Here is a 26388-nt window from a genome sequence, read left to right as displayed (position 1 = left end):
TCCACGATTCACAAGGAAATAGCCATGAGCACCATCAGCGCAGTCAGCAGTTCCGGCAACGCCTGGGCTGCCCTCAACACCCAACGCAGCCAGCACCAGGCCAGGATGTTCGCCAAGGTGGATACCGACGGCAGCGGCGGTGTGGACCAGACAGAACTTAGCACCATGCTCAGCGACGTCAGTACCAAGACTCGCACCAACCTGGGCGACAGCAAGGAGCTGTTTACCAAGATGGACAGCAATGCGGACGGCAGCCTGTCCAGCGACGAGTTGGGCCAGGGCATGAAGGCCCTGATGCCGCCACCGTCCACCATGGACTTTGCACAGTCCCGCGGTGCGGGCGGCGAGGATGACCTGTTTTCCAAGGTAGACAGCAATTCCGATGGTTTGCTGGATGCAACCGAAGTCAAGGCACTGGCCGACAAGATCAAGTCCGACACAGGGGAGGATGTCAGTGACAAATTCAGCCAGTTGGATACAGATGGCGATGCCAAGCTCACCAAGGCAGAGTTCGATGCGGGCAAGCCGCAGGCCAGCGACGCCAGCAGCAGCACGCAGGCCAGCGCTGCAAGGTCTGGCCCCAGTGGCCCGCCGCCTGCAGGTGGACCCGGTGGGGCAGGTCGCGCGGGTGGCGCATCCAGCAGTACAACTTACGACCCCTTGGACATCAACCAGGACGGCACCGTGTCTGAAATGGAGCGCCTGGCCGGTGCCCTCAAGGAACTGGCCCAGACCACGCAAACCGACAGTTCGGGCAACAGTTCCAGCTCCGAAGTGGCCAAGCTGGCGCAAAAGCTCTACGAGCAGATCAGTGCCGACCTGACTTCCAGCGGCAAGACCAACACCAGCACCAGCCAGCTCAGCGCTACGGCCTGAGTGCCATCACCCGGCCTGCCAGGGCCTGCACCTCGGCCGGCAGGCGGCTGGGCCCGGTCTGTGTTTGCTGCGATTGGATCAGCCGCCGCACGGTCTCCAGGTGCGGCATGACAGGCCCGAAAAAGCGTGCCTGCCCACCCGACACGATCAGGATCGTCGGGAAGTTTTCCACCTCGATCGGGTCCACCACCTCGGCCTCGTCCTCTATATCGATCCAGCGAAAATCCGCATCAGGGAACTCGGACTGCAGGCCCTCAAACAGCGGCACATAGTCCTTGCAGGTGCCGCACCACTGGGCGCACAGGCAGGCCACCAGCAAGGGCTGGGTTGAGGGGGCTTGGGGGTCTGACATGGCGCAATACAGGTGCAAATAACTCTGGGGTCTATCGATATGCCAAATTGTGGCAAGTCCACGTTTTACACTACAGGGTTTGCTGCGACGCAGCTTTGAACCATCACAAGGCCCCCATGAGTGCATTTCTGGACGAAACCGTATTGAGCGTACACCACTGGACTGACCGTTTGTTCAGCTTCACCACCACCCGCGACCCGGCGCTGCGGTTCTCCAACGGCCACTTCACCATGATTGGCCTGCGCCAGCCCAACGGCAAGCCCCTGCTGCGCGCCTACAGCATTGCCAGCGCCAATTACGAAGAGCACCTGGAATTCCTCAGCATCAAGGTGCAGGACGGCCCGTTGACTTCGCAGCTGCAGCACATCAAGGTGGGCGACAAGATTGTGGTGGGCAAAAAGCCCACGGGCACCTTGCTGATTGACTACCTCCTGCCCGGCAAGAACCTGTACCTGCTGGGCAGCGGCACTGGCCTGGCCCCGTTCCTGAGCGTGGCCCGCGACCCGGCCACCTACGAGCGCTTCGAGAAAGTCATCGTGGTGCACGGCGTGCGCGAGGTCAAGGAACTGGCCTACTACGACTACTTCACCCACGAGCTGCCCGACCACGAGTTCCTGGGCGAGATGATTACCGAGCAGATGCTGTACTACCCCACGGTCACGCGTGAGCCCTTCCGCAACCAGGGCCGCATCACCGACCTGATCGAATCCGGCAAGATGCAGGCCGACCTGGGCCTGCCCAAGCTCGACCCCGAACATGACCGCGTCATGCTGTGCGGCTCGCCCGGTTTGCTCAAGGACATGAAGGTGATTCTGGAGAAGCGTGGCTACAAAGAAGGCAGCACCACCACACCGGGCGACTTTGTGGTGGAACGCGCCTTCGTCGAACAATAAATCTCCCAGCAAGTACCGCAAGCCTTTTCAGGAATTCCATGCCCCATTTCGATCTCTACGCCATTGGCAACGCCCTGGTGGACTCTGAATACGAAGTCACTGACGCCCAATTGCAAGCCCTGGGAGTGGAGAAGCGCCACATGACGCTGATTGACGCCGAGCGCCGTGCCTTTCTGCTCGAAGGCGTGCACGGTCTGCACAGCCGCCGCACCGGTGGCGGCTCTGCTGGCAACACGGCCGTGGCGCTGGCCCAATTGGGTGGCAAGGCCTTTTATTCCTGCCGCGTGGCGGATGACGAACTCGGCGCTTTCTACCACCAGGACCTGCTGGCCAATGGCGTCAGCACCAACCTCTCGCACACCCAGTTTCCCGAAGGCCAAACCGGCATCTGCATGGTCATGGTCACGCCGGACGCCGAGCGCAGCATGAGCACTTTTCTGGGGGCCACGGCCGACATCGATCACACCGCACTGCAAGCGCGCGACATTGCCAAGTCCAAGGTCTATTACATGGAAGGCTATCTGTCGGCATCCCCCACGGGGCTGGACGCAGCCCTCCGTGGCCGCGCCCTTGCCAAGGAGGCCGGTGTGATGCTGGCCACCACGCTCAGCGACATGAGCATGATCAACTTCTGCCGCCCCGGCCTGGAAGCCATCGTGGGCGAGGGCGATCTGGACTACCTGTTCTGCAACGAGGAAGAGGCGCAGGTCTGGTGCGGCAGTACCGATCTGCCCACCATCATTGCCACCATCAGCAAGCGCGCCCGCGTGGTGTGTCTGACGCGCAGTGCCAAGGGCTGCATCGTGATTGAAGGCGACAGCCAAACCGAAGTGCCCGCCGTCAGCGTGAAGGCCATCGACACCAATGGCGCGGGCGACATGTTCGCCGGTGCCTTCCTGTTTGCCGTCACCCACAGCCACAGCCACGCACAGGCCGCGCTGCTGGCCAACCAGGCCGCGGGCCAGGTGGTGGCGCAGTACGGCAACCGGCTGACCCCGCTGCAACTGCAGGGGATTCGCAAGGAGTTTGAGGCGACCGTATAAGCCAGCCTTTCCCGTACGGGAATATTTATTGCCCACTGGGCTTCTGGCTGCATAATTTCCCGGTCGGGACATCATTTCGGCTTGCGAGTTTTAAAAGGTAAGGATGCCTATGCGACCATCCGTTGTGCTTGACTTGAAGCGAAGCGCAGTGCGCGAGGCAGTGAGCCGATTCCGCACGGCGAACCCACGTGTATTCGGTTCGGTGTTGCATGGCACCGACCAGGATGGCAGCGACCTTGATCTGCTGGTCGATGCGCTGCCTGGTGCCACGCTGTTGGACTTGGGTGACCTGGAAGATGAACTGAAGACACTGCTTGGCGTGGACGTCGATTTGTTGACTCCTGGCGACCTGCCGCAGAAGTTCCGTGCCAAGGTGCTCGCCGAGGCACAACCCATATGAGCGAGGGCCGCCGACTTACCGATTACCTGGTCCACATCCAAAAGGCTGCAGTGGATGCGTGCGGTTTCGTGGATGGATTGTCCAAGGATGACTTTCTGTCTGACAAGCGCACGCAGCAGGCCGTCATCATGAACCTCATCATCATTGGTGAGGCCGCCACGCGCGTGATGGATGGCTATTCCGTGTTCACTCAGGTGCACGCCGAAGTGCCGTGGCGCAGCATGCGCAATATGCGCAATCGCATGGCCCACGGCTATTTCGATATCAACCTCGATGTGGTGTGGGAGACCGCACTGGAATGGCTTCCAGCGTTGCAAAAGCAACTGCCTGCTGTGCGTCTGGATGCTGAAATAAAAGACCGCAACGATAGCGGCGGCTGACGAATCACTAACCGTCGAGCGTACTTTTCTAAACCGCCTTGCGCGTTTTTACCGCGTACGGCGGCAAGCCATTGAGCATGCGCTTGCCATAGCTCTGCAACTGCAGTCGCTTGTCGTAGCAGATCACATGCGCCTGGTCTTCCTCGGTGCGGATGGCACGGCCCGTCCATTGCAGCAGCTTGATGGCGGTGGCAGGGATGACCAGTTCGCTGAACGGGTCGCGCCCCATCGTGCGCAGCCACTCGGCGCGGGCTTCGTCCACCGGCTCACTCGGCGGGGCGAAGGGCAGCTTGCAGATAAACACTGTCTCGCAGAGCTTGCCCGGCAGGTCCAGGCCTTCGCCAAAGGACTGCAGTCCAAACAGGATGGAGGGCAGGCCGGCCTCCACGCGCGCGCTGTGGCTGGCCAGCAAGCGGGTGCGCGACAGCGTGCCCTGCACCAGCACGGCATCCACCAGAGAAGATGGCAGAGCCAGGGTGGCACTGCGCATTTGCGCGCGTGAGGTGAACAGGGCCAGTGCGCCGTGTTCCACGTCCTTCAAGTCTTGCAGCAAGAGCTCCACCATCTCGGCGGTATAGGCCTCGGCCTGCTTGGGCTCGGCGCGGGTGTGCACCACGGTCAGCGTGCCCTGCTTGGCATAGTCAAACGGGCTGGAGACTTCCAATGTGGTGACGTTGCGGTTGCCGGAGAGACCTGCCTCCTGCAAAAAATAATCAAAGCTTCCGCAGCTGGTGAGCGATGCGGAGGTGATCACCGCGCCGCGCACCTGGCTCCATAAAAACTGGCGCAGCAAATCGCCCGGCACCATGGGGCTGGCATTGGCGCTCAGGTTCAGGTAGCCGCCCTCGGTCTCGGCCTTGAGCCATTTGGCCAGTGGCTGCTCGCCATGTTCCAGCAGCAGTTGCGCAGTGGCAGCCACTGCGTTCAGGCGCGGGGCAATGGCACCCAGCTTGGCATACAGCTGGGCGCACAGCACGCCTTGCGCCGGGTCGTCCTTGGCAATGGCTTTCACATCCACACCCAGGGCTTCGAGCGCCTTGGACAAGCCTGTGGCCTGTGCGCTGATCTGGGTGATGGGGTCTGTCAGGGTTTCGGGCAGCACGCCGTTGGGAAAGCGCAGCGTGCCGTTCGTTATGGCCCCCACGCTTGCCACTGCGTGTGCTGCGCTGCCCCCCGAGGGGGCCTTCGTGCCTTGGGGCGGCCCGGCGGCACTCCCGTCGGTGCTGTCGTGCACCAGGTCCAGGCACAGCTTCTGCGCCTGCGTCAGCACGGTGCGCAGCTGGCTGCACACGGTTTGCACGTCTTCGCCCAGGTGCAGGTGCAGCCGGGTGGCCACCTCCTGCATGGTCTTGGGGAGTTTGTCGAGCCAGCGCAGGTTGCTCAGATCCATGGCGCTGGAGAACTGGTCCAGGGCCACGGCCGGCAGGTGGTGGCCTTCGTCAAACACCACCAGGCAGTTGTCCAGGTCGGGCAGGGTTTTCAGGCCCAGGGTGGCCAGCACCAGGTCGTGGTTGGCCACGATCACATTGGCCTCGGCCAGGCGGGTGCGGGCGTTGTAGTAGCTGCACTCCTTGTACTTGGGGCAGTGGCGCGCGGTGCAGGTGTGGCGCTCGGCGGCCACGCCTGCCCAGTCGCTGCCGTCGGGCGCCTGGGCCAGGGTGTCGCGGTCGCCGTCCCACTGGGCGCTATTTAAAAGCGTAGCCATGTGGTCGTAGAGGTGGATGCGCCGCTCTTCAATCGCCTGCTGCGAGGCGGTGGAGAGTGCGGCCACGGGGAAGTCTTCTTCAAACAGGTCTTCATCGCCGCTGCCGGTGCCGGCCACGCGGTCCAGCTTGACCTTGCAGACATAGCGCCCGCGCCCCTTGGCCAGGGCATAGACAAAGGGCTTGTCCATGGCGGCTGCGAGAGCCGGCAGGTCCTTGCTCATCAGCTGCTCCTGCAGGGCCACGGTGGCGGTGGAAATCAGCACCCGGGTCTTGCGCTCCAGCGCCATGGCCACTGCTGTGCTGAGGTAGGCCGCGCTCTTGCCCACGCCGGTACCTGCCTGGATGACGGCAAGGGCCTTGGTCGGCACGGCGCACTCGCCCAGGTCGGCTTTGGAGAGCGTATCGGCCACGCACTCGGCCATGGCGTGCTGGCCGTCGCGCATCTTGAAGCCCGGCGTTTTGCGCATCATCTGCTCGAAGCTCTTGAGCGCGTGCGCGGACAGGGTTTCGGGGGTGGGGGTGGTGAAGCTCAAGATGGTCGGTTCAGTGATTCCAGCGCACGCAGTTGCAGCTGGCTCTCGAAGCGGCGTAGTTCGCCGCTAAGGGGGTCGGTAAAGGAAATGGACTGGGCCAGCAGTTGCAGCGGATTTTCAAAATCCTGGCTGCCCTCTGCGGTGAGCTCGGGGTAGATGCCGTCATTCAGAAGGGGCAGGCCCAGGGCGTTCATGTGCACGCGCAGCTGGTGGCGCTGGCCGTTGACCGGCTGCAGCTCATACAGGGCAAAGGTGCCGTTGTGCTGCAGCGGGCGGATGGTGGTGAGCGCGTTGGGTACGCCTTCCACTTCGGTCTGCTGCATGAAGTGGCTGCCCACAGCAATGCGCGTGTGGCGCTGGATCGGCCATGGCAAATCCGGGTTCCAGCGGGCAATGGCATGGTAGGTCTTGCGCACCACATGGTCGCGAAACAGGCGGGCGTAGGCATCGCGCGTGGCCGGGTTGCGCGAGAAAAGCACCAAGCCTGCGGTGTCGCGGTCTATGCGGTGGATGGGTGCCAGCGTGGAGCTGCCGAGAGTCTGCCCCAGGCGCACCAGCAGGGTTTCGCGCACGTATTTGCCGCTGGGTATCACCGGCAAAAAATGTGGCTTGTCCACCACCACCAGGTGTTCGTCCTGCCAGAGGATGCGCTCCTGGAACGGAATGGCGGGCTCTGCGGGCACGTCGCGAAAGTAGTACACGCGCTGGCCGGTGTGCAGCACGCTGTCGCTCTGCAGCACCGCGCCTTCAGAGTCCACCACATCGCCGGCTGCAAAGCGCTGCGCCCACTCGCTGCGCGCGACAAAGGAAAAACGCCAGGCAAAAAAGTCCAGCGCGGCAGTCCAGTCGCCCTTGGGCACCACCACGCAGCTGGCACTCAGGCCATCGCGGGGTGGTGGTGGGTTGGGGCGGTAGCGGGCCACTTACACCCGTTCAAACACCGCGTCCCAGACACCGTGGCCCAGGCGGATGCCGCGGTTCTCGAACTTGGTCAGCGGCCGGTACAGGGGCTTGGGCGCGTAGCCTTCGAGTTGCGGGTGGCTTTGCAGCGCGCGGTTGCGCAACAGCGGCTCGGCACTCAGCACCGCCAGGATCTGTTCGGCATAGGGCTGCCAGTCGGTGGCGCAGTGCAGGTAGCCGCCCACCTTGAGGCGCGCGGCCAGCTTGGCCACCAAACCCTGCTGGATCAAGCGGCGCTTGTTGTGCTTGGTCTTGTGCCAGGGGTCGGGGAAGAAGATGTGCACGCCGTCCAGACTGTGCAGGGGCAGCATGTGGTCTATCACCTCCACCGCGTCATGGGCGCAGATGCGGATGTTGGTGAGATTGCGCTCGCCAATGCGCTTGAGCAGCGCGCCCACGCCGGGCTCATGTACTTCGCAGCACAGGAAGTGGGTATCCGGCAACACGGAGGCAATATGCGCCGTGGCCTCGCCCATGCCAAAGCCGATTTCCAGCACGATGGGCTTTGCGGCCTGGGCTGCGGCCTCTTCAGGCGTGGCATCGGCCTGGGCAAAGGGTGCTTGCAGATCGAGCAGACTGGTCTGGTAGGGCACCAGGAATTGGGGGCCCAGCACCTCAAAGGCCTTGGCCTGGCCAGCGGTAGTGCGGCCGGCGCGGCGGATAAAGCTCTTGATGGTGCGCATGAAGGGCTTGGGGGCCTCGGTGCTCTCGGCGCTGGCCGAAGGGGCGGTGTTCTCGTTGTTCTCAGTGTTCATGTGGTGTGTCCAGGGGCGCAGGGGCAGCGGTGTGCACTGGCACAACCAGCGGCCTGCCGCGCGCAGTTCTTCAGGTTTTCAGGTGTTTTGGGATTGCAGCGTGGCGCGCCATTGTTCAACCCAGGCGGCCAGTGCGATGCCCCTATTGTCGCGCGTTCCGCTGTCAGTTAGCCCAAGCCGGTTTGCGGCCAGGGTCAATGCGCCCAGCACGGCCTCGGGGCTGCTGGTGTCCAGAGCCTGCGCGCCGTTTTGCTTGCTGAGTTTCTGGCGGTCGGCGGCCAGTACCAGCTCTGTGTGCAGGTACTCGGGCGTGCGGTAACCCAAGGCACGCTGCAAGAGGATCTGGCGCGCCGTGTTGTCGGCCAGGTCCTCGCCGCGCACGATGTGGGTGATGCCCTGCGCGGCATCGTCCACCACCACGGCCAACTGGTAGGCAAACAGGCCGTCGGCGCGCTTCAGAACAAAGTCGCCCACCTCGGCGGCCACGTCCTGGGTCTGTGGGCCCAGGCGGCGGTCGGTCCAGGTGACGCTGTGTGCAATGCTGGCCTCACCCTTGGCGATATGCGTATGGATCGGGTGGATTGCGCTGCTGCCAAAGTCCTCAGTCGCAAAACGCCAGGCCCGACCCTCCTTGCCATGGAGCCCGGTGCGGCAGGTACCAGGGTAGACCAGTTCACCGTGGCGCGCTTTATTCAAGCCTTGGGCCAGAAGCGCCTGCTCGATGTCTTTGCGCGAGCAGGCACAAGGGTAGGCAAGTCCGTGTTGGATCAGCGCATCCAGCGCTTGCTGGTACAGCGCACTGCGCTGGCTTTGCCAGACCGGCGGCTCATCAGGGATCAGGCCGCAGTCGGCAAGTTGCTGCAGGATGCGCTGGTCGGCACCCGGCACGCAGCGCGGCAGGTCCACGTCTTCCATGCGCACCAGCCACTGGCCGCCGCGCGCACGGGCATCCAGCCAGCTGGCCAGCGCCGCCACGAGTGAGCCCGCGTGCAGCGGCCCGGTGGGCGAGGGCGCGAATCTACCCTTGTAGCTGGCCCCCACACGTGGCTCCAAAAATCAGGCGATGGCCAGCGCCATTTCCAGCCCCGACACAAAGGCGTTCTCCACCCGGTGTCCCAGGCACCAGTCTCCACACACGCCAATGCCGGCCTTGGCATCCCACAGGTGGGACACGCCCAGCGGCTTTTCGGTTTTTGCATACAGCCAGCGGTGCACCTCGGCATGGGCGGGTTCAGCCCGGATCCCGGTGACTTCGGTGAATGCCTTGATCAGCTTGGCGGTGACGCGGGGCGTGTCGTCCTGCAAATGCTCTTGCGACCAGGCCGCGCTGGCCTGCACCGTCCAGCGCTCGATGGCACCACGGCCGGGCTTGCTCGATTCGCGTGCCAGCCAGGCAATGCGGTGGTGCGTGCTGCGCGCTGCATTCCACTGGGGCCCGAGGGTGGTGAGGCCGGGTTGCACGGCTTGCGGGAAGGCCAGCATCAAAGTCCAGCAGGGGGCCACCGTGGACTTGGCGGCCTTCTTGGCCAGGGCTGCGGCCTTGGGTTGGGTTTGCAGCAGGGCCAGGGCCTGCGGGCCGGGAACGGCCAGCACCACGGCATCGAAGCCGCTGAACACATGGCTGGTGTCGCCAGCACCTGCAGTGCGCAGTTGCCACTGCTTGGTATTGAGTGCGTCTTTTTCGATGGCGACCACGCGGGTCTCCAGTTCCAGTGCCTTGTTGTCGATCAGCGGCTGGGCCCAGGCCTTGACCAGGGCGCTCATGCCGGGCTTGGCCACCCAGTGCGGTTCGCGCGCGGGCAGTCCGGCTTCGGCCACCAGGCCGTGCGAGTCCAGTACCTGCACGGTGTTGGCGCTCCAGCGGCGGCAAATGCCGGGCACGGTGGCCATGGCCAACTCGAAGCGGGCATCGCGCACGGTGAAGTATTGGGCGCCGTGGTCAAAGCTGCCAAAGGCGCTGCTGCGCGTGGACATGCGTCCGCCCGCGCTGTGGCTCTTCTCAAAAACCGTGACGCTGTGGCCGGCCTGTACCAGGGTGCGGGCGCAGGTGATGGCAGCCATGCCGGCTCCCACAATGGCGATGCGTTTGGGTGAGGTCATGCGCTTGTTCTCCGGTTATTAAAGTGTGTAGAGGGTTTATACACGCAGCGCAGTGCATGTCAGGGCTTCACGCCCACTGTTTCAATAGCTCGTATGGTTTTCCAGCAGCGCCGTACGTGTGGTCTGGCTTTCCAGTTGCTCCAGCCACCATTGCATGGCGCGGCCCTGCCTTTGGGCCTTGTTGCCTCGCCAGGCATAGTGCACCGTGACCAAGCGCTTGGCACGCTCGGTTTTTTTGACAACCAACCTGCCGGTCTCCACATAGCGGCTGGCCATGCCAATGGGCAGGTTGCCGCCACCCATGCCGCGCAGTTGGGCTTCCAGCTTGTCTTTCATGCTGGCCACGGTAAACACTTCCTGGCCGCTGAAGATGCCAAAGGTCTGTCCGCCGCCGCGCTGTACCGAATCAGCCACCGCTACGGCACGGTGTTTTTGAATCAACTCATCGCTGAGCGGTTCGGGTGCATTGGCCAGGGGGTGGTGCGGCGCTACCGCATACACAAAGTACACCGATCCCAGCGCCTTGCTGTGCAGCCCGCCAATGGTGCTGGAGTCAGGGCCGCAGCCTATGACCAGGTCCGCCTGGCCCGAGGTCAGGGCTTCCAGAGAACCGGACAAAGTCTCGTCACGCAGGCGAATCTGGGTGGGCGGCGACAGGGCATAGAAAGCCTCGCACAACTCCATCATGGTGGTCTTGGAAATGATGGTGTCCACGGCGATGGTGAACTGCGACTCCCAGCCCGTGGCCACCCGCTTTACGCGGTTGGCCACCGCATCAATTTCACTGAGCAGACGGCCGCCTTCGCGCAGCAGCTCGGCACCCGCCTCAGTCATCTTGGCCTGGCGCGAGCTGCGGTCATAGAGCAACACGTCCAGTGCGTCCTCTATTTGCCGCACACGGTAGGTCAGCGCACTGGGCACCATGCCCATGGCGCGAGCAGCTGCTGCAAAGCTGCCAGCCTGGGCAATGGTCTGCAGCATGGCGAGGGCGTCAGGGGTCAATACGTCGCGAGGGGTTTGCATGGATATCCAGCTTTGATTGAATGCATTTGAATGATGCCATCAATCAAGGCGCATCGCGCTGGCCCGTAAAGGCATACAGTCAGAAATATGCTGACACTCCGTAAATCTTCCGACCGTGGCTTCGCTGACCACGGTTGGCTCAAGTCCTTCCACAGCTTTTCCTTTGCCGGTTACTACGACCCCAAGCACATGGGCTGGGGCAATTTGCGGGTGATCAACGAAGACCGCATTGCCCCCGGCACAGGTTTTGGCACGCATGGCCACCGCGATATGGAAATCATCAGCTACGTGGTGTCGGGCAACCTGGCGCACAAGGACAGCATGGGCAACGTCAAGGGCATTCCGCCCGGCGACGTGCAGCGCATGAGTGCAGGCAGTGGTGTGCAGCACAGCGAGTTCAACCACGCGCCCAATGAGACCACCCATTTTTTCCAGATCTGGATAGAGCCCAGTGCACGCGGCATTGCGCCGGGCTACGAGCAGAAGACCTTTACCACAGCAGAGAAGCAGGGCACGCTGCGCCTACTGGCGTCAAGCGACGCTGCTGATGGCTCGGTGAAAATCAACGCTGATGCACGGCTCTACAGCGGCCTGTTCGATGCAGGGCAGTCAGCAAGCCTGCCACTGGATCCTGCCCGCAAGGCCTATGTGCATCTGATGCGCGGCAGCCTGCAGGTCAACGGGCAAGACCTGTGCGCCGGTGATGCAGCGCTTATCGAAGGCGAGGGCATGCTCTCGCTACAGCTAGGAACGGGCGCTGAGGTGCTGGTGTTTGATCTGGCACCCTGAGCGCGCGGCTGGCTGACATTTTCCCTTTTTTCCCTACGCGTCCCGGTCCGGGACATTCACTTTAAATCCAACAGGAGCTTCCCCATGGCAAAAACGATCGTGATCTACCACTCCGGCTACGGCCATACCCAGCGTTTTGCGCAGTCGGTTGCAGCGGGCGCCGCCGCAGAGCTGATCGCCATTGATGCAGAGGGCAATGTGCCCGAAGGCGCCTGGGAGAGCCTGGCCGCGGCCGACGCAATCATCTTCGGCTCGCCCACTTACATGGGCTCGGTCAGCTGGCAGTTCAAGAAGTTTGCCGACGCCTCCTCCAAGCCCTGGTACAGCCAGTCCTGGAAGGACAAGATCTTTGGCGGCTTCACCGTCAGTGCCAATGTGAACGGCGACAAATTCAGCACCCTGCATTACTTCATGACCCTGGCCATGCAGCACGGTGGCATCTGGGCGGGCACCGGGATCAACTACAACAACACCAAGGCTTCGCAGCGCAGCGATATCAACTACCTGGCTTCCAGCGGTGGGCCCATCGCCCAGACGCCGGGCGATGCAGGTGCTGATGAAATGAATGCCGGTGACCTGGAAACCGGCCGTCTGTTTGGCGCGCGCATTGCCGCACTGGCTGGCAAATTCAGCGGCTAAGCTGGGGTTTTTCCCTTGCATCGCGCCCGCAAGGGTGCGATGCCTGCGATGGCATTAAATTGATGAATGTGCGAATGGGTGTTCTGACTTAAGCCGTTTATCGTCCCGCTGCGTCCGCTGGGCGTGAAGTTCTCCTGTCAAATGTTGTCGCACGCACAATTTGCGGCAAATGAGCTTTAAATCTTTTGGCGTCACACTGATTGAACTGCTGGTTGTCCTCGCTATCGTGGGCATCGCTGCCGTCATTGGAATGCCGAACCTCGCTTACACGATCAGCAAGGTCCGCATGGATGGTGAAATCAATGCCGTCTTGTCCGGACTGAATCTGGCCCGCAGCGAGGCGGTCAAGCGGGGGCTCACGGTGTCTGTTTGCCCCAGCACGAACGGCACCAGTTGTGCGGCAAGCACCAGTTGGTCCACTGGCTGGATCGTGCAACTTGACGGCCCGCCGAGCCAGTTGCTGCAAACCACAGCTGCTTTATCGCGTGACTCGCTGGTCAGCACCTCCACGGCCACGCCCGCATACCCGCAATTCACGTCCATGGGGTACACCTTTTTTGATTCCACGCTGACGCTGCATGACACGAACGAAACGGAAAGCCTGCGCCGCTGCATCGCCTTCAGTGCCGGCTCTTGGGTATCAAGATCGGGTGCAGCATGTCCATGAGAAAAGAGCGCGGCTTTTCCATGATCGAAGTGCTGGTGTCGGTCGTGGTGCTGATGTTCGGTGTTCTGGGGATGGCCGGGCTGCAAATGCAGGCTATCAATGCCACGGAACTGGGCCGCTACAACAGCAGGGCAGCCATTCAGGCCACCAGCATTGCGGCCGCCATGAAGGCCAATGTGGCCTACTGGGGCACGCCCCCCAGCAGCGTGACAGTGCAGGGCACAACCGTGACCGGCGGACCCTCTGCCTACACCGGAGACTGCTTCAGTGGCACGGCCTGCACCGGGCCCCAATTGGCCTATTTCGATCTGGCTACCTGGGGCAATGACATCGCTAACAGTTTGCCAGTCGGCTCTTTGAATATTGCCTGCAATTTGACGATTTCGCCGGCCGTTTGCACGGTGACCGTTTCGTGGCAAGAGAAAAATATAGCGCTGCACAACCAGGACCTGCCGGGTGTCGGCCTGCTGTCAACGGGCACTGTGCAGACCCATAGCTACCAAACCCTGGTGTCCGTGCTATGAAATCACAGGGCAGTCACCTGGTTCAGCGTGGCATCGGCCTGGTCGAGGTCATGATTGCACTCACCATTGGCCTGGTGCTCTTGCTGGGCGTCAGCCAGGCCTTCCTCACCATGCGTGAAACCGCAACAACCGCACAGCAGCTCTCAGCGGTTCAAAACCAGCAACGCATGGCCATGTATTTCCTGCATGTTGCAGTCAGTGGCGCAGGCTTCAATCCAGACCCTATCGCCAAGTCGGGCGAGGTCCTGTATCCGGTCAGCGGGGTCTTTACAGCACCAGGTCAGACTTTGTTGGGAACCGGGGCGGGTGCCGCAGCCGACACCTTGAGCGTCAGATTTACGGCCAGTGCCGGCGGGGCGCAACAGGGTTGCTCTGCAAGCCTTGTTGCCGGGCACACCTACACCAATCGTTTCAATGTGGCCAACGGGTTTCTCACCTGTTCGGAGACGGACAACACGGCTGCCACGGCTGCCACCACGCTGAACCTGATCGGTGGTCTGGCAGGCATGAACATCGTCTACGGAGTGGACTCCACCGGGGGCGGCTCCGTGACGCAGTACCTGACGGGCGCACAGGTCACAACGGCAAATTTCTGGGGCAACGTCAAGACAGCCCAAGTGACTTTGCTCTTTACCAATGCCCTGGCTGGCCAGCCCGGCCAGCCCCAGACAGTGAGCTTGGTGGAAACCATACCCTACATGGCGAATATTTAACATGAAGCAAAAAGGATTTGTGCTCTTCGCAGTGATGATCTTCCTGATCATCATGTCCATGCTGGGTATCAGCATGTTTGGCGGATTCATCAAGGACCAGAAGATATCCGGTAACCTGAACGAAAAGCAGAGAGCCATCGAGGCTTCCCAAGCGGGTCTGGACGCCGTCCAGTTCTGGATGCTGCAACCCGGAAATATTTTTTCGGGCGTGTGGAATACGGGCATCAATTGCACCTCCACCACCCAAACCGGCGCCTCCGCTGTTGTTTGCAGCAATGCATTGGCCAGTCCGGCAACCTTGCCCTGGAGTTCATCCAACACCTTCCAGCCGCCCAACATGACGGTGATTGCTGGCGGTGGCGCAAATAGTTACGCCAGCCAGGTCAACTACCACATTCAGTTTATGGGGCCTACGCCCATCTCCCCAACCGCCCCCAAGGCCTACTACAAGGTGACATCCACGGCGCAAGGGGGCAACGCCACGGCGGCGGCTGTGGTGGAAACTATTTTTGAGGTCACGGTGAGTGCCAGAGACATAAGCGGGGGCTGACACATTCGGCCAGACGTCCAAGGGCGGAGCATCCACAGGCTAGAAGGAAATACCATGTTCACTATGTACACACCAAGGGTCTTGCGACTGGCGATGCTCCTGTTGCCGATTGCTGCCTGCCAGTTGCCACGTGTGGAGGCCGCCGTGATTTCCGACGACTTCACCCAGGCTGCAGATGCCAATGACTGGTCTGCCCTGTCCTATGCCTGTTTGACGGCCGGTACGTCCTCCAACAACAGCAGCAGCAACAGCAAGATCCCCGGCTGCAACATGTCGTCCCCAGACGCAGTGGGCAGCGGAGCCTTGCGCCTGACACCTGCCTCAGGCAACCAGCGCGGCGCCATTGTGTCCAACTACACATTTCCGACCAACCAGGGATTGCAAGTCACCTTCAGCACCTACACCTTTGGCGGCGATCGCGGAGGCACAGGCGGACTGGGGGCTGACGGAATTTCTTTCTTTCTGATGGACGGGAGCGTTGGCACAACCCTGGTTAGTGGCACCAGCACCATTTCGAATATTGGTGCTGTGGGCGGCAGCCTGTCCTACAGTTGTTCAAACGGGAACGCACCGTACAACGGTTTGACCGGGGCCTACCTGGGCCTGGGCATGGACGAATACGGCAATTTTTTGAATAGCGGGGACAACACCTCCACCGGCATTCCCGCCCAGACTGCCAGCGGCGGTGCCAACGGTTACAACAGCTGGGGCAGCGGAACCTACCAGTCCAACCGCATCGGCTTGCGCGGTGCTGGCAATGTGAGCTGGTACTGGTTGAACCAGAATTACAGTTCACTGTATCCCGCTTCTGCGGGCTCCAGCAACCGGCAATCGGCAGTGCGCAGCACCTGCAGTACGGGCCTGCTTCAGAACGGATCTTCGGGTACCTATAGTGCTGCATCGACCGCCCTGTCGTGGGCCGGCAATGTACTGACCATTACCTCGACAGCAGCTTCCGTAGTGCGGGTGGGCGACACAGTGGTGATTGGCAGCAGCAGTGGCAGCAACCCGCCCAAGGTCAACGGAACCTCCATCGTCGGCTCGTACGTCGTAACCGGCGTTGGCACAGGAACATTCACAGTAGCCCTGCCCAACACCGCAGGCACCATTGCCAATCCGACAAACGCAAGCATTTCCATCGCTGTACAAAATTACGCCGTCATCCCCGGTGGCTATTGGGTGTTGCCTCAGAGCCAGCCCATTGCCAACGAGAATACATCCAGCCGCGCACAGGCCACGCCCATCACCTACAAGCTGATGATCACACCCGCTGGTGGCCTGAACTTTATGTACAGCTACAACGGCGGTGCCTACCAGCAGGTGCTGACCAACTGGCCTATCACCGCCAGCAATGGCCCCTTGCCTGCATCGTTCCGCTTCGGCTTTGCAGCTGCAACCGGGGGCTCAACCAACAACCATGACATCAGCTGCTTCCTGGCTGAGCCGGTGGAGTCCGCCAGCGGTGCCGGTGCCAATACCGTGCAGGCCGGGCAGGTGAAAACCGGCACGCAGGTCTATACGGCTTCCTACAACCCGAACTTCTGGACCGGGTCTGTGATGTCGCAGCCGATCGTCACGAGTTCCAGTGCGGTGTCAGTGGGTACACCGACCTGGGACGGCAATTGCGTGCTGACCGGCGGCGCCTGCGCGACAACGGGCGTTGCCATTACGTCGTCCAAGTTGCTGGGCCCGAGCAGCCGCAAGCTCCTGACCTGGGACGGCTCCAGCGGTGTTTCTTTCCAATGGGACTCGCTGTCAACCGATCAAAAGGCCGTTTTGAACTCTACTGACACCGGCGGACAAAACAGGCTGGACTGGTTGCGTGGTGGCCGCAGCAATGAGCAGACCGCAACACCACCCGGCCTGTTGCGTGCCAGAGCCGGTGTGCTGGGCGATGTGGTGAACTCCAGCCCGACCTGGGTTGGCCCGCCTTCGCTCAACTACGGTTCGTCGATTTCCGATCTGCTCTATGCCAGCACGGGTAGTGAGAGTTCCCACACCACCTTCAAAAGCGACCTGGCACAGCGCCTGAACGTGGTCTATACCGGTAGCAACGACGGCATCCTGCACGGCTTCCGGTCGGGTCGCAACAATGCGGACGGCAGCTACAGCAGCACGCTCAATGATGGCCGGGAAGTGATTGGTTTTGTGCCCGCCAGCACCTTGGCCACTACCAATGTGGTCAAACTGACCAGCCCGACCTACGGACACTATTACTTTGCTGATGCAGCGCCCGGTTTTGGCGATGTGTATTACGACGGAGCTTGGCACACCTGGCTTGTCAGTGGCCTAGGCGCTGGTGGCCAGGAAATTTTTGTACTCGATGTAACCGACCCCGAGGGCACCGCTACTGGAACCACCGCATTTTCAGAGGCCAATGCCGCCAGCCTGGTCAAGGGCGACTGGACGCCGACCACGCTCACAAGCTGTGTGAACGCAAGCACAGCCTGTGGCGACAACCTGGGCTATACTTACGGCACACCCATCGTGCGCCGACTGCACAACGGCCAATGGGCCATCATCTTTGGCAACGGATATGCCAGCACGAACCAGCGTGCAGGTGTATTCGTAGGCCTGATCAACGCATCAACCGGGGCCGTCACCTTCACTTGGCTGGACACAGGTTCTGGCTCCAGTACCAGCCCCAATGGCATTGCATACGTCTCATCTGCCGATCTGGATGGTGACCATGTCTCCGACTATCTTTACGCGGGCGATTTGCTGGGGCAGGTCTGGCGTTTTGATCTGACCAGCAACGACCCGGCAGACTGGGCGGTTTCCACGTTCGGCCAGCCCACGGCAACCCCGCTCTATAGCGCAGGCTCCACCCATCCGATTACCACGCAAGTGGTCCCCACGGTTGTCGCACTGCCGCGTCTGGGGCAAAGGGTGCTGCTGGGGGTAGGCACGGGCCGTGCCAATCCGTTTACTGCCACATCGGCAACGACCTATGCCAGCGGAACACAGTCTGTCTATGGCCTGTGGGACTGGGACATGGTTGCCTGGAACAATGGCAGAACCACGGCGGCAGGCGTTTCCATTCCAGCATCGACGGTCAAGTTTGCATCCCTGCCCCAGATCACCACGTCGCCGTACCGCACTTTCTCCAAGACTGATTTGCTGGCAGATAGCCTGACATCCACCAACGGACAGACCCGCACGGCGGCCGTCAGCACCGTGTGCTGGCAGGGCAGTGCCAGCATTGCCGGCTGCAGCGCGTACAACAAGTACGGCTGGTACTTTGACTTCCCCGTTTCGGGTGAGCAACTCATATACAACCCGGTATTCCAGGGCGGGGCACTGTTTGTGAATACCGTCATTCCTCCGGGTACGGCAGTGGCCGGACAGTGCAGGGCAGCGACGCCAACGGGGTGGACCATGGCCTTCAATATGGCGTCGGGCGGTGGTTTTGTCCAAAATGCCTTTCCTGATCTGACGGGCAGTTTTGTCGTCGGGTCAGCCAACGCATCCATTGTGGGCATCATGCAAAGTGGAGTAGGCAAACCCTATATCGTGACGGTGGGCAGCCAGCAGTATGTGGTGAACCAGACCATAGGTGGCAACCCCACCATTACCAAAATCAACCCGCAAGGTGGGGTAACAGTCAGGCGCGTTTCATGGGAGCAAATACGATGACGAAATCCAAAGGGTTCACGCTGGTGGAACTGATGATTGTGGTGGTGATCGTGGGCGTGCTGGCCGCAGTGGCCATACCTGCTTACACCTCTTTTATCCTCAAGTCACACCGCACCGAAGCGATCAACAGTCTGCTGGACACGGCCAGCCGGCAAGCGCGTTACTACACCACCAACAACACCTATGCGGGCAGCATGACCTCGCTGGGCTTTGCCGCAGACCCCAACCCCGTGCCGTCAGCCACCACTACGTATTTCAATGTGAGTGTGGCAGCAACCCCAGCAGCTACGGCCAGTGCCCCTGCCTCTTTCACCCTGCAGGCAGTGCCCTCTGGGGCGCAGGCCAACGACAGCTGCGGCACCTTCACCTATACCGACCTGGGGCAAAAGGGCGTCAGTGCCGGCACCGTGGCCAGTTGCTGGGGGCAGTAGTCAGGCTACGGGGCTTGCCAGTTCGGGCGCGGCATTCAGCGCGGCGTCCACCGCACGTCGCTCGTCAAACACAAAGCAGCCACCTTGGTAGTGCGCGCCGCCCACTTCCTCGAAGTACTTGAGGATGCCGCCCTCCAACTGGTACACATGGGGCAGGCCCAGGTCGTGCATCAGAATGGCGGCCTTCTCGCAGCGGATGCCGCCGGTGCAAAAGCTCACCACGGTCTTGTCTTCCAGTTCGGCCTTGTGGTCCCGCACGGCTTGCGGAAATTCGGTGAACTTGGTGATGCGCCAGTCAATGGCACCCACGAAAGTGCCTGCATCCACTTCGAAATCGTTGCGCGTGTCCAGCGTCACCACCGGGCGACCTGCATCGTCATGGCCCTGGTCCAGCCAGCGCTTCACAGTAGCCGGTGAGACTGCCGGTGCGCGGCCTTCCGACGGTCGGATGGTGGGGTGGTCCATGCGGATGATTTCGCGCTTGACCTTGACCAGCATCTTCTTGAAGGGCTGGCGGTCCGACCAGCTTTCCTTCGGTTGGATATCGGCAAAGCGTGCATCGCCATGCAACTGGGCCACAAAGCCCCGCACATACCATTCGGGCCCGGCCAGAAACAGGTTGATGCCTTCTTCGGCCAACAGGATGGTGCCTTTGAGTTGCAGTGCGTTGGCGCGCTGCAGAAGCAGCTCACGTAAGACGGCTGCGTCGGGCAGGGGGATGAATTTGTAGGCTGAGATGTTGAGGATGGGGTTCACGTATTGGATTTTAAGTGTCCTGGTTGATGGGCATTGGTTGAGTGAAGGAGGATGAAATACAATTGCATTACAACTTTCGTGAGGTCATTGCATGAAAACTGCCACCCTTCCTACGGTGCGTGTCTTGCCAGAAATTCGGGCCGAAGCCGAAGCCTTGCTGGATGCCGGGGAGTCCCTGTCCATGTTTATCGAAGACAGCCTGCGTCGCCATATTGCATTGCGCCAGAGTGAGCGCGCATTCCTGGCGCGCGGCATGGCCGCAGGCGCCCGCGCACGCGAAACGGGTGTAACGATCAGCGCGGAAGACAGCTTGGTCCGCTTGCGGGCGCTTGGCAAGAAACGCAAGGCGTCTGCAAAAGCATGAACGCGTACCGGGTGCTCTTGGCACCGGAGGCGCAAGAGGATCTGGAGCGGCTGTACTTGTTTTCCCTAGAACTGTCTCCCGATGTGGCAGACCGTGCATTGGCAGCAATTGAAAGCGGCTACGCGCTGCTTCGGCATAGCCCCTTTTCCTGTCGCAAAGCGGCGGATGGCAAGCTGGGTTCCTTGGTGCGCGAGTTGGTCATTTCATTCGGAGCGTCTGGTTTTGTCGCCTTGTTCGAAATCATTGACGACGCAACCGTGCTGATTACCGCTGTGCGGCACCAACGCGAAAGCGACTACCACTAGCCTGTGGCCCTTAATTCCGCAACCGGCGCGACAAAACCAAATCGGCTGTCCGCTTCAGGCTCCCCTTGTCCCGACGGGGGCAAGGGGCGGGGGGGATGGGGGAGTCAAAAACCTACAATGCAGAGATGTTTGTACACCTGCGCCTCCACACCGAGTTTTCCGTCATCGACTCCACCTGCCGCATCGACGAAGTCGTCAAAGCCGCAGCCAAAGACCGCCAGCCCGCACTGGCCATTACCGACCTGAGCAACTTGTTTGGCGCGCTCAAGCTCTACAAGGAAGCGCGCGGCAAGGGCATCAAGCCCATCCTGGGCGCCGAAATCGTGCTTGAAGGCCTGGGCGGCGATGCGTTGGCTACCTCGCGCATGGTGCTGCTGGTGCAAAACAAGCAGGGTTACCTCAACATCTCCGAGCTGATTGCCCGGGCCTACACGCAAAACGTGCAGATCACCGGCGGCAAGCAGATGGCCGTGGTCAAGCTGGCCTGGCTGAAGGAATTGAACGAGGGCCTGATTGCGCTCTCTGGCGCGCAGGCCGGGCCTGTCGGGCAGGCGCTGGTGCAGGGCGACACAGAGCGCGCCCATGATGTGGCGCTGCAGCTCTCCAGCGTCTTCACCCACCGCTTCTACCTGGAACTGCAGCGTGCGGGCCGCCCCGAGGACGAGCCCCATGTAATGGCCGCCGTGCAACTGGCAGCAACCATGAAGCTGCCGGTGGTGGCCACCCACCCGATCCAGTTCACCGAGCCCGATGACTTCGAGGCGCACGAGGCGCGCGTCTGCATTGCCGATGGCGAAATCCTGGGCAATGCCAAGCGCGTGCGCCGTTTCACGCGCGAGCAGTACTTCAAGACCGCTGCGCAGATGGAGGCGCTGTTTGCTGACATCCCCTCTGCCATTGCCAATACCCTGGAGATTGCCAAACGCTGCAGCCTGAGCCTGGTGCTGGGCAAGCCGCAGTTGCCCGAGTTCCCCACACCCCTGGTGGACGGCGTGCGTATGACGCCGGATGATTACTTCCGCTACACCTCGCACGAGGGCCTCAAGGACCGCATGCTGCATCTGTACCCGGATGCCGCCGAGCGGGAGAGCCGTATGCCCGAATACGTGGAGCGCCTGGAGTTCGAGATCGGCACCATCCTGAAGATGGGCTTTCCGGGCTACTTTTTGATCGTGGGCGACTTCATCAACTGGGCCAAAAAGAACGGCTGCCCGGTGGGGCCGGGGCGGGGTTCTGGCGCCGGATCGCTGGTGGCCTATGCGCTCAAGATCACCGACCTGGACCCGATCAAGTACAAGCTGCTGTTCGAGCGTTTTTTGAATCCCGAACGCGTCTCCATGCCCGACTTCGACATCGACTTCTGCCAGACCAACCGCAATCTGGTGATCGACTATGTGAAGGACAAATACGGCAAGGACGCAGTCAGCCAGATCGCCACCTTCGGCACCATGGCCGCGCGCGGTGTGGTGCGCGACGTGGGCCGGGTGCTGGACATGAGCTACACCTTTTGCGATGGCATCAGCAAACTCATCCCCAACAAGCCGGGCACCAACGTCACCCTGCAACTGCCGCCCACCGATGGTAAAAAGAGCGACAAGTATGTCTACGCCAGCGAGGCCGAACCCATTCTGGCCGAGCGTGAGGCCAAGGAAGAAGACGTCAAGACGCTTCTGGAACTGGCCCGCAAGCTCGAGGGACTGACCCGCAACATCGGCATGCACGCCGGTGGCGTGCTGATTGCCCCGGGCAAGCTCACCGACTTCTGTCCCCTGTACCAGCAGCCCGGCAGCGAGTCGGCGGTGAGCCAGTACGACAAGGACGACGTGGAAGCTATTGGCCTCGTCAAATTCGACTTCTTGGGCCTGGCCACACTCACCATTCTGGAGATTGCGCGCGAGTTCATCATCAAGCGCCATCCCGGCCAGGAAGACTTTGCCTACGAGAACCTGCCGCTGGACGATGCCAAGGTCTACCGCCTGTTTCAGGAGGGCAAGACCGAGGCCGTGTTCCAGTTTGAAAGCCGTGGCATGCAGGGCATGTTGCGCGACGCCAAGCCCACGCGCCTGGAAGACCTGATTGCCCTGAACGCCCTGTACCGCCCCGGCCCTATGGATCTGATCCCCAGCTTTGTGGCGCGCAAGCACGGGCGCGAGGTGATCGAGTACCCGCACCCGCTGGTGGCCGAGATGCTCTCCGAGACCTACGGCATCATGGTCTACCAGGAGCAGGTGATGCAGACCGCGCAGATCCTGGGCGGCTATTCGCTGGGTGGCGCCGACATGCTGCGCCGGGCCATGGGCAAGAAGAAGGCCGAAGAGATGGCCGAGCACCGCGCCATCTTCCGCGCTGGGGCGTCCAAGAACGGCATAGATGAGCAAAAGGCTGATGAGGTGTTCGACCTGATGGAGAAGTTTGCGGGCTACGGCTTCAACAAGTCGCACGCCGCTGCCTACTCTCTCCTGGCCTACCACACGGCCTGGATCAAGGTGCACTACACGGCCGAGTTCTTCTGCGCCAATATGACGGTGGAAATGGACGACACCGACAAGCTCAAGGTCTTGTTCGAGGACGCCGAAAAGCTGGGCCTGTCGTTTGAGCCACCGAATGTGAACCGCGGCTTCCACCGTTTTGAGCCGATCTCGGACAAGCAGATCCGCTACGGCCTGGGCGCCATCAAGGGCACGGGCCAGCAGGCCATTGAAGCCATTGTGGCGGCGCGTGAGGGCAGGGGGCCGACCGCAGAGGCCGGACCCTTTACCAGCCTGTTTGACTTTGCCCGCCGCGTGGAGCGCGCCCGCATCAACAAGCGCTGCGTGGAGGCCCTCATCAAGGCCGGGGCGTTTGACACCTTGCAACTCAACCGTGCCAGCCTGGTGGCTTCCATAGACCGCGCCTTTGATTTCGCCGCGGCCTCGATTGCCAACGCCAACCAGTGCGGCCTGTTCGACATGGGCGATGACGACCATGGATCGAGCACGCAAGAGCCCGATCTGGTGGAGGTGATGCCCTGGGGCATCAAGGAGCGCCTGACCTTCGAGAAGACGGCGGTGGGCTTTTACCTCTCGGGCCACCTGTTTGACGAGGTCGCCACCGAGGTGCGCAAGTTTGCCAAGCGCCCGATTGAAGAGCTGCTGGAAACCCGCGAGCCGCAGCTGCTGGCGGGCATTGTGAATGACTTGCGGGTGATCAACGGCCAGCGCGGCAAGCTGGGTTTATTCAAGCTGGACGACAAGTCCGCCACCATCGAGGCGCGGGCCGACGAGGCCCTGCTCAACGCCCACAAGAATTTGCTCAAAGACGATGAACTCATCATCGCCATGGGCAAGGCTCAGCCGGACCGTTTTTCGGGCGGCATGCAGTTCACCATCCAGCAGATCTGGAGCCTGGAGCAGGCGCGTTGCCGCTTTGGCAAGTACCTGCGCGTGGCAGTCAATGGCCGCGTCCCCGACATTGCGCGCTTGCTCAAGGAGTTTCCGGCCCAGCGCGAGCAGTCGGAGCAGGGCGAACTGGTGCGCGGCCTGGGTGTGCGCCTGCAGGTGCTGCGCGCCGTGGACGAGCCGGTGGATGGCTGCTCGGGAGCGGAAGCGGTGCTGGCCCTGGGGGAAGAGGCACGCTTCTATCCGACCGATGCGGCACTGGCCAGTTGGCGTGCGCAGGCCGACCAAGGGCGGGCGGTGATCGCATACGAATAGCGTGCGTATTGTTCTGTTTGGTTTTTGGTTCTAAATGAGATAGACTCTCATTTAGAATATGCGCCATCCGTGATCTCTGGGGAGGCGCCGAACAGGAAAATTCATGCTTTTGTCTCAGTTGCCCAACGGTGCCCATGCACTGGTCGATCATGTATTCAGCGGTGCGCCGGAAGTCGGGAGCTCCACGGTGCAACGTCTGGAAGAACTGGGCTTCATCACGGGTGAGCCGGTGCATATGCTGCGGCGTGGCCCGGGTGGGCGTGAACCGCTGGCCGTGCAGATTGGCGAGACGCTGTTTGCCCTGCGCCTGGTGGAGGCACAAAGCATTGCCATCACCATTCCCGAAGCGCGCCCCGACTTTGGCAAGGCTTGAAACATGTCCTACGCCATGACCTCGACCCCCAAAATGATTGCCCTGGTGGGCAACCCCAACTGCGGCAAAACTGCGCTTTTCAACTTGCTGACCGGTGCCCGCCAAAAGGTGGCCAACTATGCCGGCGTCACCGTCGAGCGCAAGATTGGCACGCTGCATCTGGGTGGCGGCCAGACGGTCTCGGTGGTGGATCTGCCGGGCTCCTACAGCATGAACCCTTCCACGCCCGACGAGCGTGTGATGATGGAAGTGATCACCGGACAGCGTGCCGGCGAGGCTGCGCCCGACGCCATTGTGGCCGTGGTGGATGCCACCAACCTGCGCATGAACCTGCGCCTGGTGCTGGAGCTGGCCCGATTGGGCAAGCCCCTGATCGTGGCCCTGAACATGGCCGATGTTGCGCGCGCCAATGGCCTCAATATCGATGTGCAGCTGTTGTCCCGGGAGCTGGGCTGTCCGGTCGTGGCGACTGTGGCCGTCAAGCACAACGGACATGCTTCCCTGCTGGCGCAACTCGAAATCCAATTGGCAGACCTCCCCGTGGCAGGCAGTCCTGAAACCTTGCCGCCGGGGGCGTTGGATGAGGTCAATTCCTTCCCCGAACCGCTGAGTGCGGCTGAACTGCAAATGCGGGTGCGCCGCATCCTGTCCAAGGTGGCGCCACGGGTGCCCAAGCTTGCGCGCTTTCAGTACCGTCTGGACGCGGTGGTGATGCACCCTGTATGGGGCTTGGTGTTGCTGGCCACCGTGCTGTTTCTGATTTTCCAGGCGGTGTTTTCGTGGGCCACAGTGCCCATGGATGCGATCAAGTTCGCGGTGGAGGCGACCGGTGACTGGATCAACGGCCATATGGGCGATGGGCCGTTGCGCAGCCTGCTGGTGGACGGGGTGGTGGCCGGTGTGGGCGGGGTGCTGGTGTTCCTGCCGCAGATCCTGATTCTGTTCTTCTTCATCTTGCTGCTGGAGGACTCGGGCTACCTGCCGCGTGCTGCGTTTCTTTTGGACAACCTGATGGGCAAGGTGGGTCTGTCGGGGCGCGCCTTTATTCCCTTGCTGTCGAGTTTTGCCTGCGCCATTCCCGGCATCATGGCCACACGCACCATCTCCAACTGGAAAGACAGACTGGCCACCATCATGGTGGCGCCCCTCATGACCTGCTCGGCGCGGCTGCCGGTGTACGCCTTGTTGATTGGCGCCTTTGTGCCGGCACGGCAAGTAGGCTGGTTTGATCTGCGTGGCCTCACCCTGTTTGGCCTGTACATCGCCGGGGTAATTAGCGCCATGGCTGTGGCCTGGTTTTTCAAACGGGTGTGGATGAAATCGCACTACCAGCCGCTGATGCTGGAGCTGCCACCTTACCGCAAACCCAACCTGCGCAACCTGTGGCTGGGGCTTTGGGAGCGCGTGAGCATTTTCATGCACCGGGTGGGTGGCATCATCTTTTCCCTGATGGTGATACTGTGGTTCTTCTCCACCTTTCCCGGGCCACCTGCGGGCTGGACCGAGGCCCAAGGCCCGGCCATTCAGTACAGCCTGGCCGGCATGCTGGGCCGCGCTTTGGAAGTGGTGTTCGCACCCATCGGCTTTAACTGGCAGATATCCATTGCGCTGGTGCCAGGCCTTGCTGCACGGGAAGTGGCTGTGGGCGCCTTGGGCACCGTGTATTCCCTGTCAGCCGCAGACAGCAATGCGGCCGACTCGCTGGCGCCGGTGATTTCCCAGGGCTGGTCGCTGGCCACAGCCTATTCGCTGCTGGCCTGGTATGTGTTCGCACCGCAATGCCTGTCCACCCTTGCCGTGGTGCGGCGCGAGACCAATTCCTGGAAGTACCCGCTGATCATGGCTGGCTATCTGTTTGCGCTGGCCTATGTGGCGGCCTTCGCCACCTACCGCATCACCCTGGCATTCCAGGGTTTGGGAGGCTAAGA

At 61.7% G+C, this 26388-nt stretch carries 26 protein-coding genes; 18 read left to right on the top strand and 8 right to left on the bottom strand.

Annotated features, from left to right (window positions below):
• The first annotated feature begins 24 nt into the window (after positions 1-24).
• Entirely contained in the window at positions 25-876 is an 852-nt protein-coding gene (gene xopAW / locus DIC66_RS03300) for a XopAW family type III secretion system calcium-binding effector (RefSeq protein WP_117173949.1), read from the top strand.
• On the opposite strand, the gene DIC66_RS03295 is transcribed toward xopAW, so the two are convergent.
• Complete coding sequence (locus DIC66_RS03295; RefSeq protein ID WP_158558827.1) at positions 866-1228, bottom strand: thioredoxin family protein; 363 nt, start codon at positions 1226-1228, stop codon at positions 866-868. The genes xopAW and DIC66_RS03295 overlap by 11 nt on opposite strands.
• Positions 1229-1344: 116 nt before the next feature.
• Here DIC66_RS03295 and DIC66_RS03290 point away from each other — a divergent pair, with 116 nt between their 5' ends.
• The 4 genes from DIC66_RS03290 (at position 1345) to DIC66_RS03275 (ending at position 3944) form a co-directional block, all read left to right on the top strand.
• The gene (locus DIC66_RS03290; protein ID WP_117173945.1) at positions 1345-2121 is read left to right on the top strand and encodes a ferredoxin--NADP reductase; all 777 of its coding nucleotides are present in this window, start codon (positions 1345-1347) and stop codon (positions 2119-2121) included.
• 38 nt (positions 2122-2159) lie between these two features.
• Entirely contained in the window at positions 2160-3164 is a 1005-nt protein-coding gene (locus tag DIC66_RS03285; protein WP_117173944.1) for an adenosine kinase, read from the top strand.
• Positions 3165-3273: 109 nt separating this feature from the next.
• Positions 3274-3564, top strand: a complete 291-nt coding sequence (locus DIC66_RS03280) for a nucleotidyltransferase family protein (RefSeq protein WP_117173942.1) — start codon at positions 3274-3276, stop codon at positions 3562-3564.
• Entirely contained in the window at positions 3561-3944 is a 384-nt protein-coding gene (locus DIC66_RS03275) for a HepT-like ribonuclease domain-containing protein (protein ID WP_117173940.1), read from the top strand. Before DIC66_RS03280 ends, DIC66_RS03275 begins: the two co-directional genes overlap by 4 nt.
• 28 nt (positions 3945-3972) lie before the next feature.
• On the opposite strand, the gene dinG is transcribed toward DIC66_RS03275, so the two are convergent.
• From dinG to DIC66_RS03245, 6 genes are all read right to left on the bottom strand, one after another.
• Entirely contained in the window at positions 3973-6183 is a 2211-nt protein-coding gene (gene dinG, locus DIC66_RS03270) for an ATP-dependent DNA helicase DinG (RefSeq protein ID WP_275405207.1), read from the bottom strand.
• Entirely contained in the window at positions 6180-7106 is a 927-nt protein-coding gene (locus tag DIC66_RS03265) for a pseudouridine synthase (protein ID WP_117173938.1), read from the bottom strand. Before DIC66_RS03265 ends, dinG begins: the two co-directional genes overlap by 4 nt.
• The gene (gene trmB / locus DIC66_RS03260) at positions 7107-7898 is read right to left on the bottom strand and encodes a tRNA (guanosine(46)-N7)-methyltransferase TrmB (RefSeq protein WP_117173936.1); all 792 of its coding nucleotides are present in this window, start codon (positions 7896-7898) and stop codon (positions 7107-7109) included. It abuts the gene before it with no gap.
• A 78-nt stretch (positions 7899-7976) separates the two neighbouring features.
• Positions 7977-8939 carry a tRNA glutamyl-Q(34) synthetase GluQRS gene (gluQRS, locus tag DIC66_RS03255; RefSeq protein ID WP_117173934.1) on the bottom strand — a complete coding sequence of 321 codons (963 nt, stop codon included), beginning with the start codon at positions 8937-8939 and terminating at the stop codon, positions 7977-7979.
• Positions 8940-8954: 15 nt separating this feature from the next.
• Positions 8955-9998 carry an NAD(P)/FAD-dependent oxidoreductase gene (locus DIC66_RS03250; RefSeq protein ID WP_117173932.1) on the bottom strand — a complete coding sequence of 348 codons (1044 nt, stop codon included), beginning with the start codon at positions 9996-9998 and terminating at the stop codon, positions 8955-8957.
• Positions 9999-10079: 81 nt separating this feature from the next.
• Positions 10080-11021: a LysR substrate-binding domain-containing protein gene (locus tag DIC66_RS03245; RefSeq protein ID WP_117173930.1), complete on the bottom strand. Its 942-nt coding sequence runs from the start codon at positions 11019-11021 to the stop codon at positions 10080-10082.
• Between the two features lie 87 nt (positions 11022-11108).
• Between DIC66_RS03245 and DIC66_RS03240 the strand changes: the two genes are divergently transcribed.
• The 8 genes from DIC66_RS03240 (at position 11109) to DIC66_RS03205 (ending at position 18970) form a co-directional block, all read left to right on the top strand.
• Positions 11109-11810 carry a pirin family protein gene (locus tag DIC66_RS03240; RefSeq protein ID WP_117173928.1) on the top strand — a complete coding sequence of 234 codons (702 nt, stop codon included), beginning with the start codon at positions 11109-11111 and terminating at the stop codon, positions 11808-11810.
• Between the two features lie 84 nt (positions 11811-11894).
• Positions 11895-12449 carry a flavodoxin family protein gene (locus DIC66_RS03235; RefSeq protein ID WP_117173926.1) on the top strand — a complete coding sequence of 185 codons (555 nt, stop codon included), beginning with the start codon at positions 11895-11897 and terminating at the stop codon, positions 12447-12449.
• Between the two features lie 169 nt (positions 12450-12618).
• Positions 12619-13116 carry a GspH/FimT family pseudopilin gene (locus tag DIC66_RS03230; RefSeq protein ID WP_117173924.1) on the top strand — a complete coding sequence of 166 codons (498 nt, stop codon included), beginning with the start codon at positions 12619-12621 and terminating at the stop codon, positions 13114-13116.
• Entirely contained in the window at positions 13107-13640 is a 534-nt protein-coding gene (pilV, locus tag DIC66_RS03225; RefSeq protein ID WP_117173922.1) for a type IV pilus modification protein PilV, read from the top strand. Before DIC66_RS03230 ends, pilV begins: the two co-directional genes overlap by 10 nt.
• Positions 13637-14353, top strand: a complete 717-nt coding sequence (locus DIC66_RS03220; RefSeq protein ID WP_117173920.1) for a PilW family protein — start codon at positions 13637-13639, stop codon at positions 14351-14353. Before pilV ends, DIC66_RS03220 begins: the two co-directional genes overlap by 4 nt.
• A 1-nt stretch (position 14354) precedes the next feature.
• Positions 14355-14903 (top strand): pilus assembly PilX family protein, encoded by a 549-nt coding sequence (locus DIC66_RS03215; protein ID WP_117173918.1) that lies wholly within the window; start codon positions 14355-14357, stop codon positions 14901-14903.
• 54 nt (positions 14904-14957) lie between these two features.
• The gene (locus DIC66_RS03210) at positions 14958-18539 is read left to right on the top strand and encodes a PilC/PilY family type IV pilus protein (RefSeq protein WP_117173916.1); all 3582 of its coding nucleotides are present in this window, start codon (positions 14958-14960) and stop codon (positions 18537-18539) included.
• Positions 18536-18970, top strand: coding sequence for a type IV pilin protein (locus tag DIC66_RS03205; protein ID WP_199534648.1), 435 nt, complete (start codon positions 18536-18538; stop codon positions 18968-18970). Before DIC66_RS03210 ends, DIC66_RS03205 begins: the two co-directional genes overlap by 4 nt.
• On the opposite strand, the gene DIC66_RS03200 is transcribed toward DIC66_RS03205, so the two are convergent.
• Positions 18971-19726 (bottom strand): sulfurtransferase, encoded by a 756-nt coding sequence (locus DIC66_RS03200; protein WP_117173912.1) that lies wholly within the window; start codon positions 19724-19726, stop codon positions 18971-18973.
• A 91-nt stretch (positions 19727-19817) separates the two neighbouring features.
• Here DIC66_RS03200 and DIC66_RS03195 point away from each other — a divergent pair, with 91 nt between their 5' ends.
• From DIC66_RS03195 to feoB, 5 genes are all read left to right on the top strand, one after another.
• Positions 19818-20090, top strand: coding sequence for a YlcI/YnfO family protein (locus tag DIC66_RS03195; RefSeq protein ID WP_117173910.1), 273 nt, complete (start codon positions 19818-19820; stop codon positions 20088-20090).
• Positions 20087-20395 carry a type II toxin-antitoxin system RelE/ParE family toxin gene (locus DIC66_RS03190; RefSeq protein WP_117173909.1) on the top strand — a complete coding sequence of 103 codons (309 nt, stop codon included), beginning with the start codon at positions 20087-20089 and terminating at the stop codon, positions 20393-20395. The genes DIC66_RS03195 and DIC66_RS03190 overlap by 4 nt, the downstream gene beginning before the upstream one ends.
• A gap of 125 nt (positions 20396-20520) precedes the next feature.
• The gene (dnaE, locus tag DIC66_RS03185) at positions 20521-24087 is read left to right on the top strand and encodes a DNA polymerase III subunit alpha (RefSeq protein ID WP_117174165.1); all 3567 of its coding nucleotides are present in this window, start codon (positions 20521-20523) and stop codon (positions 24085-24087) included.
• Between the two features lie 103 nt (positions 24088-24190).
• On the top strand, positions 24191-24460 hold the full coding sequence (locus DIC66_RS03180; RefSeq protein WP_117173907.1) for a FeoA family protein: 270 nt from the start codon (positions 24191-24193) through the stop codon (positions 24458-24460).
• Between the two features lie 3 nt (positions 24461-24463).
• Positions 24464-26386, top strand: coding sequence for a ferrous iron transporter B (gene feoB / locus DIC66_RS03175; RefSeq protein ID WP_117173905.1), 1923 nt, complete (start codon positions 24464-24466; stop codon positions 26384-26386).
• The last annotated feature ends 2 nt before the right edge of the window (positions 26387-26388 follow it).

Origin of the sequence: Rhodoferax lacus, assembly GCF_003415675.1 — a bacterium.
GTDB lineage: Bacteria > Pseudomonadota > Gammaproteobacteria > Burkholderiales > Burkholderiaceae_C > Allorhodoferax > Allorhodoferax lacus.
Note: the sequence above shows the minus strand (reverse complement) of the source record. Positions and strands in the feature narration are given on the sequence as shown.

Bases quoted from the DNA above. Each gene is read 5' to 3' on its own strand.
- DIC66_RS03275 (WP_117173940.1), top strand. From the start codon at position 3,561: ATGAGCGAGGGCCGCCGACTTACCGATTACCTGGTCCACATCCAAAAG.
- DIC66_RS03230 (WP_117173924.1), top strand. From the start codon at position 12,619: ATGAGCTTTAAATCTTTTGGCGTCACACTGATTGAACTGCTGGTTGTC.
- feoB (WP_117173905.1), top strand. From the start codon at position 24,464: ATGTCCTACGCCATGACCTCGACCCCCAAAATGATTGCCCTGGTGGGC.
- DIC66_RS03215 (WP_117173918.1), top strand. From the start codon at position 14,355: ATGAAGCAAAAAGGATTTGTGCTCTTCGCAGTGATGATCTTCCTGATC.
- pilV (WP_117173922.1), top strand. From the start codon at position 13,107: ATGTCCATGAGAAAAGAGCGCGGCTTTTCCATGATCGAAGTGCTGGTG.
- DIC66_RS03245 (WP_117173930.1), bottom strand. From the start codon at position 11,021: ATGCAAACCCCTCGCGACGTATTGACCCCTGACGCCCTCGCCATGCTG.
- DIC66_RS03195 (WP_117173910.1), top strand. From the start codon at position 19,818: ATGAAAACTGCCACCCTTCCTACGGTGCGTGTCTTGCCAGAAATTCGG.
- DIC66_RS03220 (WP_117173920.1), top strand. From the start codon at position 13,637: ATGAAATCACAGGGCAGTCACCTGGTTCAGCGTGGCATCGGCCTGGTC.
- DIC66_RS03180 (WP_117173907.1), top strand. From the start codon at position 24,191: ATGCTTTTGTCTCAGTTGCCCAACGGTGCCCATGCACTGGTCGATCAT.
- DIC66_RS03205 (WP_199534648.1), top strand. From the start codon at position 18,536: ATGACGAAATCCAAAGGGTTCACGCTGGTGGAACTGATGATTGTGGTG.
- xopAW (WP_117173949.1), top strand. From the start codon at position 25: ATGAGCACCATCAGCGCAGTCAGCAGTTCCGGCAACGCCTGGGCTGCC.
- DIC66_RS03250 (WP_117173932.1), bottom strand. From the start codon at position 9,998: ATGACCTCACCCAAACGCATCGCCATTGTGGGAGCCGGCATGGCTGCC.
- DIC66_RS03285 (WP_117173944.1), top strand. From the start codon at position 2,160: ATGCCCCATTTCGATCTCTACGCCATTGGCAACGCCCTGGTGGACTCT.
- dnaE (WP_117174165.1), top strand. From the start codon at position 20,521: ATGTTTGTACACCTGCGCCTCCACACCGAGTTTTCCGTCATCGACTCC.
- DIC66_RS03240 (WP_117173928.1), top strand. From the start codon at position 11,109: ATGCTGACACTCCGTAAATCTTCCGACCGTGGCTTCGCTGACCACGGT.
- DIC66_RS03280 (WP_117173942.1), top strand. From the start codon at position 3,274: ATGCGACCATCCGTTGTGCTTGACTTGAAGCGAAGCGCAGTGCGCGAG.
- DIC66_RS03290 (WP_117173945.1), top strand. From the start codon at position 1,345: ATGAGTGCATTTCTGGACGAAACCGTATTGAGCGTACACCACTGGACT.
- DIC66_RS03235 (WP_117173926.1), top strand. From the start codon at position 11,895: ATGGCAAAAACGATCGTGATCTACCACTCCGGCTACGGCCATACCCAG.
- DIC66_RS03190 (WP_117173909.1), top strand. From the start codon at position 20,087: ATGAACGCGTACCGGGTGCTCTTGGCACCGGAGGCGCAAGAGGATCTG.
- DIC66_RS03295 (WP_158558827.1), bottom strand. From the start codon at position 1,228: ATGTCAGACCCCCAAGCCCCCTCAACCCAGCCCTTGCTGGTGGCCTGC.
- DIC66_RS03210 (WP_117173916.1), top strand. From the start codon at position 14,958: ATGTTCACTATGTACACACCAAGGGTCTTGCGACTGGCGATGCTCCTG.
- trmB (WP_117173936.1), bottom strand. From the start codon at position 7,898: ATGAACACTGAGAACAACGAGAACACCGCCCCTTCGGCCAGCGCCGAG.